The sequence below is a fragment of the Micromonospora sp. WMMA1947 genome, from assembly GCF_027497355.1.
Lineage (GTDB): Bacteria > Actinomycetota > Actinomycetes > Mycobacteriales > Micromonosporaceae > Micromonospora.
The window spans coordinates 5,930,222-5,944,234 of record NZ_CP114909.1 but is presented as its reverse complement, the minus strand read 5'-3'; the positions used below and the strand labels follow the sequence as shown (position 1 = coordinate 5,944,234).

The following is a 14,013-nucleotide window of genomic DNA, read 5'->3' as shown; positions in this document are numbered from 1 at the left end:
GAAGACGTTCCAATGCCGAAGATGAAGAGCCACACGGGTATGGGCAAGCGGGTCAAGGTGACCGGCAAGGGCAAGATCGTTGCCCAGCAGGCCGGCCTTCGCCACAACCTGGAGAAGAAGCCCAGCACCCAGACCCGTCGGCTGACCGGCACCGTCGAGCTGGCCAAGGCCGACGTCAAGCGCATCAAGAAGCTGCTCGGCCGCTGACGCGAGCCACCTGAACCGAAGAAGGAGTTGAGATGGCACGCGTCAAGCGGGCTGTGAACGCCCAGAAGAAGCGTCGTACCCTGCTGGAGACCGCGAGCGGCTACCGCGGTCAGCGCTCCCGGCTGTACCGCAAGGCCAAGGAGCAGGTGCTGCACTCGATGCAGTACTCCTACCGGGACCGTCGCGACCGCAAGGGCGACTTCCGGCAGCTCTGGATCCAGCGGATCAACGCCGGCGCCCGGGCCAACGGCCTGACCTACAACCGGCTGATCCAGGGCCTGCGCCTGGCCGGCATCGAGGTCGACCGGAAGATCCTGGCCGACATGGCCGTCAACGACGCCGCCTCGTTCGCGGCGATCGTCGAGCTGGCCCGCGCCGCCGTGGCGGCCGAGGGCACCGGTGGCGCCGCGGCTCAGGCCGCCTGACCCACCCCGTACGGCAGATCGAGGCGTCTCCCATGCAGTCACATTCGCAGGGGAGGCGCCTCGACGCCGTTCCCGGACCGTTCACCCCGCGTACCCCGAGGATCGTGGCGGCCCGGCGGCTGCAGCGCCGTCGCGACCGCGACCAGGCCGGCCGGTTCCTGGCCGAGGGGCCGCAGGCGGTCCGGGAGGCGCTCGCCCGCACCGGCACCGTGGTCGAGCTGTTCGGCACCCCGGCGGCACTCGACAGGTACGCCGACCTCGCGGCCGCCGCCGCCCGGGCCGACGTGCCGGTCTCCGAGGTGACCGACGACGCGCTGGCCGCGCTGGCCGAGACCGTCGCCCCGCAGGGCCTGGTGGCGGTGTGCCGCCACCTCGACGTACCCCTGGAGCAGGCCGTGGCGCGCGGGCCGCGACTGGTCGCGGTGCTCGCCGGGATCCGCGACCCGGGCAACGCCGGGACGGTGCTGCGCACCGCCGACGCGGCGGGCGCGGGCGCCGTGGTCTTCGCGGGCGAGGCGGTCGACCCCTACAACGGCAAGTGCGTGCGGGCCTCCGCCGGCAGCCTCTTCCACGTCGACGTGGTGCGCGCCGCCGACCCGCTCGCCGCAGTCGAGGCGCTGCGGGCCGCCGGCCTCACCGTCTTCGCCACCACCGGGTACGGCGACAGCGACCTGGACGACCTCGCCGACGCCGGACGGCTGGCCGCACCCACCGCGTGGCTGTTCGGCTCGGAGGCGCACGGCCTGCCCGAGGAGCTGACCGACGCCGCCGACGCCCGGGTCCGGGTGCCGCTGCACGGGCGCGCGGAGAGTCTCAATCTGGCTGCGGCGGCGGCCGTCTGCCTGTATTCTTCCGCGAGAGCACTGCGTCGGCCCACGGTCACGCACGACACAGCAGGGGAGTCCGCCTCGTCATGAACGCGCCACGGCGTTCGTTTAGCCAGCCCGCCGGTGTCGGCGGGCGGCGGGCCTGACCCTTCCCCCTGCACGACTCCCCACCGGCGGGCTGCGGCGAAGCCGCGCGTCCGTAGACTCGCCTAGCCACCCGTGAGGGTCGGCGCCGCCGTGAGGGAGTGCCCGTTCACCATGAGCTACCGCAACGATCCGTACGACCCGAAGCAGGTCGCCCTGCTCGACCCGGACGCCCTGGCCGGAGCAGTGGCCGACGCCGAGAAGGCGTTCGCCGGGGCCGCCGACCCGGACGCGCTCACCGCGCTGCGCCCCGCGCACCTCGGTGACCGGTCCCCGGTGTCGCTGGCCCGCCGGGAGATCGGCGCGCTGCCGCCGGCCGCGAAGGCCGACGCCGGCAAGCGGGTCAACGAGGCCCGCCGGGCGATCGAGTCCGCGTACGCCGCCCGGCAGGAGATCCTGGACCGGGAACGGGCCGCGCGGGTGCTGGTCGAGGAGCGGGTCGACGTGACCCTGCCGTACGACCGCCGGCCGCGCGGCGCCCGCCACCCGCTCAGTGTGCTGATGGAGCAGATCAGCGATCTGTTCATCGGCATGGGCTACGAGGTGGCCGAGGGCCCCGAGGTCGAGCTGGAGTGGACCAACTTCGACGCGCTGAACATCCCGGCCGACCACCCGGCGCGCGGTCTGATGGACACGTTCCACATCGCACCTGAGGGCAGTGGCCTGGTGCTGCGCACGCACACGTCGCCGGTGCAGGCGCGCACCATGCTCAGCCGCAAGCCGCCGATCTACGTGGTGGTGCCGGGCCGGGTCTACCGCACCGACGAGCTGGACGCCACCCACGCGCCGGTCTTCCACCAGGTCGAGGGTCTGGTGGTGGACAAGCGCATCACCATGGCGCACCTGCGCGGCACGCTCGACCACTTCGCCCGGGCCATGTTCGGCGAGGGCGCGAAGACGCGCTGGCGGCCGCACTACTTCCCGTTCACCGAGCCGTCGGCGGAGTTCGACGTCTGGTTCCCGGAGCACCGGGACGGTCCGCAGTGGGTCGAGTGGGGCGGCTGCGGCATGGTCAACCCGCGGGTGCTGCGCGCCTGCGGCATCGACCCGGAGGTCTACTCCGGATTCGCGTTCGGCATGGGCATCGACCGGACCGTGATGGTCCGGCACGGCGTCAGTGACATGCGGGACATGGCCGAGGGCGACGTGCGGTTCACCCGCGCGTTCGGCGCCTGAGCTACGGGAACGGTGGTTTAACAGTCATGCGAGTCTCTGTCAGTTGGCTGCGGGAGTACGTGGACCTCCCGGTCGACCTGCCCACCGGTGACCTGGAGCAGGCGCTGGTCGACCTCGGCATCGAGGTCGAGTCCGTCGTGGACCTGCGCGAGTCGGTCACCGGCCCGCTCGTCGTCGGCGAGGTTCTGGAGATCGAGGAGCTGACCGGCTTCAAGAAGCCGATCCGCTTCTGCCGGGTGGACGTCGGTGCCGCGAACGGCACCGGCGAGCCGCAGGAGATCGTCTGCGGGGCGCGCAACTTCGCCGTGGGCGACAAGGTCGTGGTGATCCTCCCCGGCGGGGTGCTGCCCGGCGGGTTCGCCATCGGCGCGCGCAAGACGTACGGGCGCAACTCCCACGGCATGATCTGCTCCGCGCAGGAGCTGGGGCTCGGCGACGACCACTCGGGCATCGTCGTGCTGCCCGAGGACGTCAAGGCGCAGCCCGGCGACGACGCCCGGCCCGTCGTCGGCCTGGACGACGTCGTGGTCGAGATGGAGATCACCCCGGACCGCGGGTACGCGCTGAGCGTGCGCGGCATCGCCCGGGAGCTGTCGCACGCGCTCGGCGTGCCGTTCCGCGACCCGGCCGACGCGCCCGCGCCCGGCGCGACCGCCGAGCCGGCGTACCCGGTGGAGGTCCGCGACCCGGTCGGCTGCGACCGGTTCGCGGCGCGGATGGTGCGCGGCGTCGACCCGACCGTGGAGACGCCCGGCTGGATGCGGCAGCGCCTCACCGTGGCCGGGGTGCGCAGCATCTCGCTCGCCGTCGACATCACCAACTACCTGATGCTCGAACTCGGCCAGCCGATGCACGCCTTCGACGCGGACCGGATCGCCGGGACGCTCGTGGTGCGCCGCGCCGAGGCGGGGGAGAAGCTGACCACGCTGGACGGGGTGAACCGCACGCTGTCCGCCGAGGACCTGGTCATCTGCGACGCTGGGCTGCCCAACGCCCTCGCAGGCGAGGACGCCGGCGTTCCGATCTCGCTGGCCGCGGTGATGGGCGGCGAGACCAGCGAGGTGCTCGCCTCCACCACGAACGTGCTGTTCGAGGCAGCGCACTGGGATCCGGCCACCGTCGGCCGTACCGCGCGGCGGCACAAGCTGTTCAGCGAGGCCGCGAAGCGGTGGGAACGGGGCGTGGACCCGGCGCTGCCGCTCGTCGCGCTGGAGAAGGCGGTCCGGCTGCTCACCGACCTCGCCGGCGGCACCGCGGGCGCCGAGGTGCTCGACATCGACCACGTCGCGCCGCGTACGCCGGTGACGCTGCCGGTGGACCTGCCGTCGCGCCGGGTCGGCGTGACCTACTCGCCGGACCGGGTGGTGGAGCTGCTGGAGCAGGTCGGCTGCACCGTCACCCGCGGCGCCGACCGGCTCGCCGAGGACCCGGGCAGCGTCGGCACGACCACCGGTGGCGGTTCCGCCGCCGGGGGTGGCGAGGTGCTGACCGTGACGCCGCCGAGCTGGCGGCCCGACCTGACCGACCCGGCCGACCTGGTGGAGGAGGTGGTGCGCCTCGACGGCTACGACCGGGTGCCGTCGGTGCTGCCCACCGCGCCGCCCGGCCGGGGCCTGACCTGGCAGCAGCAGCGCCGCCGGGCCGTCGCCCGTTCCCTCGCCGAGCGCGGCTATGTCGAGGTGCTGGCACAGCCGTTCGTCGCGCCGGAACTGGTCGACCAGCTCGGCCTGCCCGCCGACGACCCCCGCCGCCCCGCGGTACGGCTGGCGAACCCGCTGTCGGAGGAGGAGCCGCTGCTGCGCACCACGCTGCTCGGCCCGCTGCTCGGCATCGTCAAGCGCAACGTCGGCCGGGGCCAGCGGGACGTGGCGATCTACGAGATCGGCACCGTCTTCCACCCGCGTCCCGGCGCCGGCGCCCCGCCCGCCATGGGCGTGGACCGGCGGCCCACGGACGAGGAGTTCGCCGCCGCCGACGCGGTGGTGCCCGCCCAGCCGCGGCACGTCGCGGTGGCGCTCACCGGTGAGATCGAACCGGCCGGCTGGTGGGGCGTGGGCCGCACGGCCGGCTGGGCGGACGCGATCGAGGCGGGCCGGGCGGTGCTCGACGCCGCCGGGATCCCCGCCGACCGGGTGACGGTACGGGCCGGGGAGCGCGCGCCCTGGCACCCGGGCCGCTGCGCCGAACTGGTGGTGGACGACGTGGTCGTCGGCCACGCCGGCGAGCTGCACCCGGCCGTGCTGGCCGCGCTGGAGCTGCCCCGGCGTACCAGCGCCATGGAACTGGACCTGGACGCGCTGCCCGCCGCGCCGCTGGCGACCGGACCGACCATCTCCACGTTCCCGCCGGCCCTGATCGACGTGGCGCTGGTGGTGGACGACTCGGTGCCGGCGGCCGACGTGCGGGCGGCACTGGTCGAGGGCGCCGGCGCGCTGCTGGAGGACGTCCGGCTGTTCGACGTCTACACCTCCGAGCAGCTCGGTGCGGGACGCAAGTCGCTGGCGTACAAGCTGACGTTCCGCGCCCCGGACCGGACCCTCGCGGGCGAGGAGGCGGTGGCCGCGCGCGACGCGGCGGTCGCTGTCGCCGCCGAGCGTTTCGGCGCCACCCTGCGCGGCGCTTGAAGGAGGGGCCCCCTCTTAACGCCTCCGGTAGAGGAGGGGGCCCCTTTTAACAACACCGGCGCGCGCGAGCGGCGCCCGAACCGCGGGTGAACGCCATCTCATGGCTATGCAACGCGCCGTATGACCTTGCGGTGGCGCTGCCCCGACCGGTACCCTTCTCTGCATAGTCATGCGGAGGTGGGTATGGGCATTCGGTTTGCTGTGGCCGGGGCGAGTGGGTACGCCGGAGGCGAACTGCTGCGCCTGCTCGCCGGTCACCCCGAGTTCGAGCTGATCGCCGCCACCGCGCACAGCCAGGCCGGTCAACCGGTCACCGCCGTACACCCGCACCTCGCGGGCCTCGACCTGGTGTTCGCCGCGACCGATCCGGCGACCCTCGCCGACGCGGACCTGGTCTTCCTGGCCCTGCCGCACGGGCAGTCCGCGGCGCTCGCCGCGACGCTGCCCGATTCGGTCAAGGTGGTCGACCTCGGCGCGGACCACCGGCTGCGCGACGCCGTCGCCTGGTCCCGCTACTACGGCGGCGAGCACGCCGGTACCTGGACCTACGGGCTGCCCGAGCTGCCCGGACAGCGGGCCGGGATCGCCGCCGCGACGCGGGTCGCCAGCACCGGCTGCTACGCCGTGGCGACCACGCTGGCGCTGGCCCCGCTGATCGCGGCCGGCGCGGTACGCCCCGACGACGTGGTGGTGGTCGCCGCCTCCGGCACCTCCGGCGCGGGCCGGGCCGCCAAGGCCCACCTGCTCGGCAGCGAGGTGATGGGCGACCTGACCCCCTACAAGGTGGGCGCGCACCAGCACGTGCCGGAGATCAAGCAGGCCACCGGCGCGACCGGCCTGTCCTTCACCCCGGTGCTCGCACCGATGCCCCGGGGCATCCTGGCCACCGTCACCGCCGTGCCCACCGGCGACGCCGACCCGCGCGCGGTGCTGGCCGCCGCGTACGCCGACGAACCGTTCGTGCACGTGCTGCCCGAGGGGGCCTGGCCGCACACCGCCGCCACCGCCGGCTCGAACTCCTGCCACCTCCAGGCGACGGTGGACGTCGACTCGGGCCGGGTGATCGTGGTCAGCGCGATCGACAACCTGGGCAAGGGCGCGGCCGGTCAGGCCGTGCAGAACGCCAACCTGATGGTGGGTCTCCCGGAGACCACCGGACTGTCCGTGTTTGGAGTGGCCCCGTGAGCGTCACCGTCCCCCGTGGGTTCCGCGCCGCAGGTGTCGCGGCCGGACTGAAGTCCTCCGGCGCCGCCGACGTCGCCCTCGTGATCAACGACGGCCCGGACGCCGGTGTGGCGGGCGTCTTCACCGCCAACCGGGTCAAGGCCGCGCCGGTGCTCTGGAGCCAGCAGGTCGTGCACGGCGGTGTCGTGCGCGCCGTGGTGCTCAACTCCGGCGGCGCGAACGCCTGCACCGGCCCGGCCGGCTTCCAGGACACCCACGCCACCGCCGAGCACACCGCCGCCGCGATCACCGCGGCGAACGCGCGGCTGATCGTCGGCGCCGGCGAGGTGGCGGTCTGCTCGACCGGCCTGATCGGCGAGCGGCTGCCGATGGACAAGCTTCTTCCCGGCGTACGCGAGGCGGTGCGCGGCCTGTCCCGCGACGGCGGCCCGGCCGCCGCCGAGGCGATCATGACCACCGACACCCGGCCGAAGACGACAGTGGCGCAGGGTACGGGCTGGACCGTCGGCGGCATGGCCAAGGGCGCGGGCATGCTCGCCCCGGCCATGGCCACCATGCTCTGCGTGCTCACCACCGACGCGGTGGCCGGGCCGGACGCCCTGGACGCCGCGCTGCGCGCCGCCACCCGGATCACGTTCGACCGGATCGACTCCGACGGCTGCATGTCCACGAACGACACGGTGCTGCTGCTGTCCAGCGGCGCCTCCGGCATCGAGCCGACCGAGGCCGAGCTGACCGCCGCGGTCACCACCGCCTGCCACGACCTGGCCCAGCAGCTCCTGGCCGACGCCGAGGGCGCGACCAAGGAGGTCGCGATCGAGGTGGTCGGCGCGGCGAGCGAGGACGACGCGGTCGAGGTGGGCCGCACGGTGGCCCGCAACAACCTGGTGAAGACCGCGCTGTTCGGCAACGACCCGAACTGGGGCCGGATCCTCGCCGCGGTCGGCACGACCGCCGCCGTGTTCGAGCCGGACGCCGTGGACGTCGCGGTGAACGGCATCTGGGTGTGCCGGGGCGGTGCCGCCGCCGAGGACCGCGCCAAGGTGGACCTCACCGGCCGCGGCGTCACGGTCCGGATCGACCTGCACGCCGGCGCCGATGCCGCCACCATCTGGACCAACGACCTGTCCCACGCGTACGTCCACGAGAACTCGGCCTATTCCACATGAATCTGAGTGCTGACCTCACCCGGGCCCAGGCCAAGGCCGCCACGCTGATCGAGGCGCTGCCCTGGCTGGCCCGTTTCTCCGGCGCCACCGTCGTGGTCAAGTACGGCGGCAACGCCATGGTCGACCCCGAACTCCAGCGCGCCTTCGCCGCCGACATGGTGTTCCTGCGCTACGCCGGCCTCAAGCCGGTCGTGGTGCACGGCGGTGGCCCGCAGATCTCCGCCATGCTCGGCCGCCTGGGCATCGCCAGCGAGTTCCGGGGCGGCCTGCGGGTCACCACCCCGGAGGCGATGGACGTGGTCCGGATGGTCCTGGTCGGTCAGGTCGGCCGGGAACTGGTCGGGCTGATCAACGCGCACGGCCCGTACGCGGTCGGCCTCTCCGGTGAGGACGCCGGGCTGTTCACCGCGGTGCGCCGCCCCGCGTACGTGGACGGGGAAGCGGTCGACGTGGGCCAGGTGGGCGACGTGGAGTCGGTGAACGTCTCGGCGGTCACCGACCTGATCGCCGCCGGCCGGATCCCGGTCATCTCGACCGTCGCGCCTGATGCCGACGGGGTGCTGCACAACCTGAACGCGGACACCGCCGCCGCCGCGCTCGCGGTGGCGCTGGACGCCCGCAAACTGGTCGTGCTGACCGACGTGCCGGGCCTGTACGCGAACTGGCCCGACACGTCCAGCCTGATCAGCGAGATCACCGCGGACGACCTGGCGAAGCTGCTGCCGTCCCTGGAGTCGGGCATGGTCCCGAAGATGGAGGCCTGCCTGCGGGCGGTGCGCGGGGGAGTGCCCGCCGCGCACGTCGTCGACGGCCGGGTCGCCCACTCCACGCTGCTGGAAGTGTTCACGTCGGAAGGCTTCGGAACCATGGTGATCGACTCATGAGCACGCTTCTGCAGCGGTGGAACGCCACCATGATGGACAACTACGGCACGCCGCCGCTGGCGCTCGTCTCCGGCTCCGGCGCCGTCGTGGTCGACGAGACCGGCCGCGAGTACGTCGACCTGCTCGGCGGCATCGCCGTCAACGCGCTCGGCCACGCCCACCCGGCGGTGGTGGCCGCCGTCAGCAAGCAGGTCGCGACGCTCGGGCACGTGTCGAACCTGTTCGTCGCCGAGCCACCGGTGGCGCTGGCCGAGCTGCTGCTCGCGCTGGCCGGCCGCCCGGGCCGGGTGTTCTTCGCCAACTCCGGCGCGGAGGCCAACGAGGCGGCGTTCAAGCTGTCCCGGCTCACCGGCCGCCGGCACGTGGTCGCCACCCACGGCGGTTTCCACGGCCGGACCATGGGCGCGCTGGCGCTGACCGGGCAGCCGGCGAAGGCCGACCCGTTCCGCCCGCTGCCCGGCGACGTCACACATGTGCCGTTCGGCGACGCCGACGCGCTGGCAGAGGCGGTCACCGACGACACCGCCATGCTGATCATCGAGCCGATCCAGGGCGAGAACGGCGTGGTCGTCCCGCCGCCCGGCTACCTGGCCGCGGCCCGGCGGATCACCGCCGCGCACGGCGCGCTGCTGGTGCTCGACGAGGTGCAGACCGGCGTCGGCCGGACCGGCCACTGGTTCGCCCACCAGGCCGAGGGCGTCGAGCCGGACGTCATCACCCTCGCCAAGGGTCTCGGCGGCGGGCTGCCGCTGGGTGCCTGCCTGGCCTTCGGGCGGGCCGCCGACCTGCTCACCCCCGGCTCGCACGGCACCACGTTCGGCGGCAACCCGGTCAGCTGCGCCGCCGCGCTCGCCGTCGTCTCCACGATCGCCCACGAGGGCCTGCTCGACCACGTCAAGCGGATCGGTGAGCGGCTGCGGCGCGGCGTCGAGGCGCTCGGGCATCCGCTGGTCCGCGAGGTACGCGGCGCCGGGCTGCTGCTGGGCGTCGTGCTCGACCAGCCGGTCTCCGGCGCTGCCGCGGCGGCGCTGCGCGAGGCGGGCTTCCTGGTCAACCCGGTGCAGCCGGACGTGGTCCGGCTCGCGCCGCCGCTGATCCTCACCGCGGCGCAGGCCGACGCGTTCCTCGCCGCGCTGCCGGCCGCGCTGTCCGCCGCCGTGCCGCCCCCTTCCACCGACGCCGCAGCGACCGCCGCCGCCGCGTCCGACGCCACGACCCCGACGGAGGCTCCCGCATGATCCGCCACTTCCTGCGCGACGACGACCTCACGCCCGCCGAGCAGGCCGCCGTGCTCGACCTCGCCGCCCGGATGAAGGCCGACCGGTACGGGCACCAGCCGCTGGCCGGGCCGAAGTCGGTGGCGGTGCTGTTCGACAAGCAGAGCCTGCGCACGCGGATCTCGTTCGACGTGGGCATCGCCGAACTGGGCGGGCACCCGCTCGTGGTGGACACCCAGGTCACCCACTTCGGGCGGGGCGAGACGCTCGCCGACGCCGGCCGGGTGCTGTCCCGCTACGTCGCCGCGATCGTCCTGCGCACCCACGGCGACGACCGGATCGCCGAGGTCGCCGCGCACGCCACGGTGCCGGTCGTCAACGCGCTCACCGACACGTACCACCCCTGCCAGCTGCTGGCCGACCTGCTCACCGTGCGGGAGCGCTTCGGCGGCACCGCCGGGCGGACCCTCACGTACGTGGGCGACGCGGCGAACAACATGGCCCACTCGTACCTGCTGGCCGGTGCGACCGCCGGGATGCACGTGCGGATCGCCGGGCCGGCCGGTTTCCAGCCGGACCCGGAGATCGTGGCCCGCGCCGAGAAGATCGCCGCCACCACCGGCGGCTCGGTCCAGGTGCTCACCGACCCGGCGAAGGCGGTACGCGGCGCGCACGTCGTCGCCACCGACACCTGGACGTCGATGGGGCAGGAGTCCGACGGGCTGGACCGGATCACCCCGTTCCTGCCGTACCAGGTCAACGACGCGCTGCTCGGGTACGCCGACGCCGACGTGATCGTGCTGCACTGCCTGCCCGCCCACCGGGGCGAGGAGATCACCGACGAGGCGCTCGACGGCCCGCACAGCGCGGTGTTCGACCAGGCGGAGAATCGGCTGCACGCCCAGAAGGCGCTGCTGACGTTTCTCCTGGAGGAATCCGCATGACCGCTCCGCTGACCCGCGCCGCGCGGCACGCCCGCATCGTCGAGCTGATCCGCGACACCCCCATCCACTCGCAGACCGAGCTGGCCGACCTGCTCGCCGGGGACGGCATCCAGGTCACCCAGGCCACGCTGTCGCGGGACCTGAAGGAACTGGGAGCGGTGACCGCGCGGGGCGGCGACGGGCGCGGCGTCTACCTGATCCCGGAGGACGGGCACCGGCCGCTGCGCGACGCCGAGGGCGCACCGGCCCGGCTGGTCCGGCTGCTGCGTGAGCTGCTCAACGGCGTCGACTCCAGCGGCAACATCGCGGTGCTGCGCACGCCGCCGGGCGCCGCCCAGTACCTGGCCAGCGCGCTGGACCGGGCCGGCCTGACCGAGATCGTCGGCACCATCGCCGGCGACGACACCATCCTCGTCGTGGCCCGCGAGGCCGACGGCGGCGCCGCGCTGGGCGAGCGGCTCGCCGCCTGGGCCCGCCGCGACGACACCGCCGAAGGGGGCACCTCGTGACCGAGCGGGTCGTGCTGGCGTACTCCGGGGGCCTGGACACCTCGGTCGCCATCCCGTACCTGGCCGAGCGGACCGGCGCGGAGGTGATCGCGGTAGCCGTGGACGTCGGCCAGGGCGGCGAGGACATGGCCGTGATCCGGCAGCGCGCGCTCGACTGCGGCGCCGTCGAGTCCGAGGTGGTCGACGCCCGCGACGAGTTCGCCGCCGACTACTGCCTGCCGGCGATCCGGGCCAACGCCCTCTACATGGACCGCTACCCCCTGGTGTCCGCGCTGTCCCGGCCGCTGATCGTCAAGCACCTGGTCGCGGCGGCGCGCGCCCACGGCGGCACGATCGTGTCGCACGGCTGCACCGGCAAGGGCAACGACCAGGTCCGGTTCGAGGTCGGCCTGGCCGCCCTCGCGCCGGACCTGACGGTCGTCGCGCCGGCCCGGGACTTCGCCTGGACCCGGGACAAGGCGATCGCGTACGCGCAGGAGAAGGGGCTGCCGATCGACGTGTCGGCGAAGTCGCCGTACTCGATCGACCAGAACCTGTGGGGCCGGGCTGTGGAGACCGGCTTCCTGGAGGACATCTGGAACGCCCCGGTCGAGGACCTCTACGCGTACACCGAGGACCCGGCGGCGGAACGCGACCCGGACGACGTGGTGATCACGTTCGACGGCGGCGTCCCGGTCGCGATCGACGGCGAGACGGTCACGCCTTACGAGGCGATCCGGGAGCTGAACCGGCGCGCCGGGGCGCACGGCGTGGGCCGGCTCGACATGGTCGAGGACCGGCTGGTCGGCATCAAGAGCCGCGAGGTGTACGAGGCACCCGGCGCCCTCGCCCTGATCACCGCCCACCAGGAGCTGGAGGCGGTCACAGTCGAGCGGGATCTCGCCCGGTTCAAGCGCGGCGTCGACCAGCGCTGGGGTGAACTGGTCTACGACGGGCTCTGGTTCTCGCCGCTGAAGCGGTCGCTGGACGCGTTCATCGACGACGCGCAGCGGCACGTCAGCGGCGAGGTGCGGCTGCGCCTGCACGGCGGCCGGGCGGTGGTCACCGGCCGGCGCTCCGAGGCGAGCCTCTACGACTTCGGTCTCGCCACCTACGACACCGGCGACACGTTCGACCAGTCGCTGGCGAAGGGATTCGTACGACTGTGGGGACTGCCCAGCACGATGGCCGCGCAACGGGACGCCCGGATGGGAGGGGCCTGATGGGGGGCACCACAATGGGTGGGGTGGACGACAAGAGCCTGACCGAGAACAGCGCCCCCGCCAACCGGACGAGCCTCTGGGGTGGCCGGTTCGCCGGCGGTCCCGCCGAGGCGCTCGCGCGGCTGTCGGTGAGCGTCCAGTTCGACTGGCGTCTCGCCCCGTACGACATCGCCGGTTCCCGCGCGCACGCCCGGGTCCTCGCCGGCGCCGGCCTGCTCGACCCGGACGAGCTGGGCCGGATGCTCGCGGCGCTGGACGACCTGGAGGCGGCCTGCGCCTCCGGGGCGTTCCGCCCGACCGTGGACGACGAGGACGTGCACACCGCGCTGGAACGCGGCCTGCTGGAGCGCCTCGGCAGCCTCGGCGGCAAGCTGCGCGCCGGCCGGTCCCGCAACGACCAGGTCGCCACCGACCTGCGGCTCTACCTGCGCGACCACGCCCGCGGCGTGGCCGCCCGGCTGGTCGAGCTGGCCGAGGCCCTCGTCGAGCAGGCGGAGCGGCACGTGGACACCGCCGCGCCGGGCATGACGCACCTGCAGCACGCCCAGCCGGTGACGTTCGGGCACTGGCTGCTGGCCCACGTGCAGCCGCTGCTGCGCGACCTGGAGCGGATGCGCGACTGGGACGAGCGGACCGCGATCAGCCCGCTCGGCGCGGGCGCACTGGCCGGCTCGGGGCTGCCGCTGGACCCGGTGGCGGTCGCCAAGGAGCTGGGTTTCCGCACCTCGTTCGCCAACTCGATGGACGCGGTCGCGGACCGCGACTTCGTGGCCGAGTTCCTGTTCGTCACCGCGATGATCGGCGTGCACCTGTCCCGCCTCGGCGAGGAGGTGGTGCTCTGGACGTCGCAGGAGTTCGGCTGGGTCGAGCTGGACGACGCCTTCGCCACCGGCTCGTCGATCATGCCGCAGAAGAAGAACGCGGACATCGCCGAGCTGGCCCGGGGCAAGTCCGGCCGGCTGGTCGGCGGCCTGATGAGCGTGCTCACCATGCTCAAGGGCCTGCCCATGACGTACGACCGGGACATGCAGGAGGACAAGGAGCCGGCGTTCGACGCGGTCGACACGCTGGAACTGCTGCTGCCCGCGCTGGCCGGGATGATCTCCACGATGACGGTCCGGGTGGACCGTCTGGTGGCCAGCGCGCCGTCGGGCTTCTCGCTGGCGACCGAGGTCGCCGACTGGCTGGTGCGGCGCAACGTGCCGTTCCGCGACGCGCACGAGATCACCGGCAAGCTGGTGGCGCTCTGCGCCGCCCGCGAGTGCGCGCTGGACGAGGTGTCCGACGCCGACCTCGCCGCGGTGAGCGAGCACCTGGACCCGTCGGTGCGCGACGTGCTCTCGGTGCGCTCGGCGCTGGCCGCCCGCATCACGCCCGGCTCCACCGGCCCCGGCCCGGTGGCCGACCAGCTCGCCGCCGCGGCGGACAAGCTGACCGGCTGGCGGGAGTGGGCCGCCGAGCGGGTCGTCCCCCGCTGAGTCACCGCTGATCCGGGGTAGG

At 73.8% G+C, this 14,013-nt stretch carries 13 protein-coding genes; all 13 read left to right on the top strand.

Annotation, left to right across the window (positions count from 1 at the left end; genetic code table 11):
* Positions 1 to 12: 12 nt before the first annotated feature.
* The 13 genes from rpmI (at position 13) to argH (ending at position 13,991) form a co-directional block, all read left to right on the top strand.
* A complete protein-coding gene (gene rpmI, locus O7604_RS27860) occupies positions 13 to 207 on the top strand; it encodes a 50S ribosomal protein L35 (protein ID WP_026267805.1) in 195 nt (64 codons plus the stop codon).
* A 32-nt stretch (positions 208 to 239) separates the two neighbouring features.
* Positions 240 to 632, top strand: coding sequence for a 50S ribosomal protein L20 (gene rplT, locus O7604_RS27855; RefSeq protein ID WP_043324928.1), 393 nt, complete (start codon positions 240 to 242; stop codon positions 630 to 632).
* A gap of 32 nt (positions 633 to 664) precedes the next feature.
* Positions 665 to 1,549 (top strand): RNA methyltransferase, encoded by an 885-nt coding sequence (locus O7604_RS27850; protein WP_269700448.1) that lies wholly within the window; start codon positions 665 to 667, stop codon positions 1,547 to 1,549.
* A 168-nt stretch (positions 1,550 to 1,717) separates the two neighbouring features.
* The gene (gene pheS / locus O7604_RS27845; RefSeq protein ID WP_281578308.1) at positions 1,718 to 2,779 is read left to right on the top strand and encodes a phenylalanine--tRNA ligase subunit alpha; all 1,062 of its coding nucleotides are present in this window, start codon (positions 1,718 to 1,720) and stop codon (positions 2,777 to 2,779) included.
* Between the two features lie 26 nt (positions 2,780 to 2,805).
* The gene (locus O7604_RS27840) at positions 2,806 to 5,403 is read left to right on the top strand and encodes a phenylalanine--tRNA ligase subunit beta (RefSeq protein ID WP_281578307.1); all 2,598 of its coding nucleotides are present in this window, start codon (positions 2,806 to 2,808) and stop codon (positions 5,401 to 5,403) included.
* A 183-nt stretch (positions 5,404 to 5,586) separates the two neighbouring features.
* Positions 5,587 to 6,588 (top strand): N-acetyl-gamma-glutamyl-phosphate reductase, encoded by a 1,002-nt coding sequence (gene argC, locus O7604_RS27835; RefSeq protein ID WP_281578306.1) that lies wholly within the window; start codon positions 5,587 to 5,589, stop codon positions 6,586 to 6,588.
* The gene (gene argJ, locus O7604_RS27830) at positions 6,585 to 7,757 is read left to right on the top strand and encodes a bifunctional glutamate N-acetyltransferase/amino-acid acetyltransferase ArgJ (RefSeq protein WP_269700442.1); all 1,173 of its coding nucleotides are present in this window, start codon (positions 6,585 to 6,587) and stop codon (positions 7,755 to 7,757) included. Before argC ends, argJ begins: the two co-directional genes overlap by 4 nt.
* Positions 7,754 to 8,641, top strand: a complete 888-nt coding sequence (gene argB, locus O7604_RS27825; protein WP_269700440.1) for an acetylglutamate kinase — start codon at positions 7,754 to 7,756, stop codon at positions 8,639 to 8,641. Before argJ ends, argB begins: the two co-directional genes overlap by 4 nt.
* Positions 8,638 to 9,879 carry an acetylornithine transaminase gene (locus O7604_RS27820; RefSeq protein WP_281578305.1) on the top strand — a complete coding sequence of 414 codons (1,242 nt, stop codon included), beginning with the start codon at positions 8,638 to 8,640 and terminating at the stop codon, positions 9,877 to 9,879. The genes argB and O7604_RS27820 overlap by 4 nt, the downstream gene beginning before the upstream one ends.
* Positions 9,876 to 10,802 carry an ornithine carbamoyltransferase gene (argF, locus tag O7604_RS27815; RefSeq protein WP_281578304.1) on the top strand — a complete coding sequence of 309 codons (927 nt, stop codon included), beginning with the start codon at positions 9,876 to 9,878 and terminating at the stop codon, positions 10,800 to 10,802. The genes O7604_RS27820 and argF overlap by 4 nt, the downstream gene beginning before the upstream one ends.
* Positions 10,799 to 11,311: an arginine repressor gene (locus O7604_RS27810; RefSeq protein ID WP_120570478.1), complete on the top strand. Its 513-nt coding sequence runs from the start codon at positions 10,799 to 10,801 to the stop codon at positions 11,309 to 11,311. Before argF ends, O7604_RS27810 begins: the two co-directional genes overlap by 4 nt.
* Positions 11,308 to 12,513, top strand: a complete 1,206-nt coding sequence (locus O7604_RS27805; protein ID WP_281578303.1) for an argininosuccinate synthase — start codon at positions 11,308 to 11,310, stop codon at positions 12,511 to 12,513. Before O7604_RS27810 ends, O7604_RS27805 begins: the two co-directional genes overlap by 4 nt.
* A 14-nt stretch (positions 12,514 to 12,527) precedes the next feature.
* Positions 12,528 to 13,991 (top strand): argininosuccinate lyase, encoded by a 1,464-nt coding sequence (argH, locus tag O7604_RS27800; protein WP_281580013.1) that lies wholly within the window; start codon positions 12,528 to 12,530, stop codon positions 13,989 to 13,991.
* Positions 13,992 to 14,013 lie beyond the last annotated feature (22 nt).

Excerpts from the sequence above, each read along its gene's own strand:
- rpmI (WP_026267805.1), top strand. The coding sequence starts at position 13 with ATGCCGAAGATGAAGAGCCACACGGGTATGGGCAAGCGGGTCAAGGTG.
- rplT (WP_043324928.1), top strand. The coding sequence starts at position 240 with ATGGCACGCGTCAAGCGGGCTGTGAACGCCCAGAAGAAGCGTCGTACC.
- O7604_RS27850 (WP_269700448.1), top strand. The coding sequence starts at position 665 with ATGCAGTCACATTCGCAGGGGAGGCGCCTCGACGCCGTTCCCGGACCG.
- pheS (WP_281578308.1), top strand. The coding sequence starts at position 1,718 with ATGAGCTACCGCAACGATCCGTACGACCCGAAGCAGGTCGCCCTGCTC.
- O7604_RS27840 (WP_281578307.1), top strand. The coding sequence starts at position 2,806 with ATGCGAGTCTCTGTCAGTTGGCTGCGGGAGTACGTGGACCTCCCGGTC.
- argC (WP_281578306.1), top strand. The coding sequence starts at position 5,587 with ATGGGCATTCGGTTTGCTGTGGCCGGGGCGAGTGGGTACGCCGGAGGC.
- argB (WP_269700440.1), top strand. The coding sequence starts at position 7,754 with ATGAATCTGAGTGCTGACCTCACCCGGGCCCAGGCCAAGGCCGCCACG.
- O7604_RS27820 (WP_281578305.1), top strand. The coding sequence starts at position 8,638 with ATGAGCACGCTTCTGCAGCGGTGGAACGCCACCATGATGGACAACTAC.
- argF (WP_281578304.1), top strand. The coding sequence starts at position 9,876 with ATGATCCGCCACTTCCTGCGCGACGACGACCTCACGCCCGCCGAGCAG.
- O7604_RS27810 (WP_120570478.1), top strand. The coding sequence starts at position 10,799 with ATGACCGCTCCGCTGACCCGCGCCGCGCGGCACGCCCGCATCGTCGAG.
- argH (WP_281580013.1), top strand. The coding sequence starts at position 12,528 with ATGGGTGGGGTGGACGACAAGAGCCTGACCGAGAACAGCGCCCCCGCC.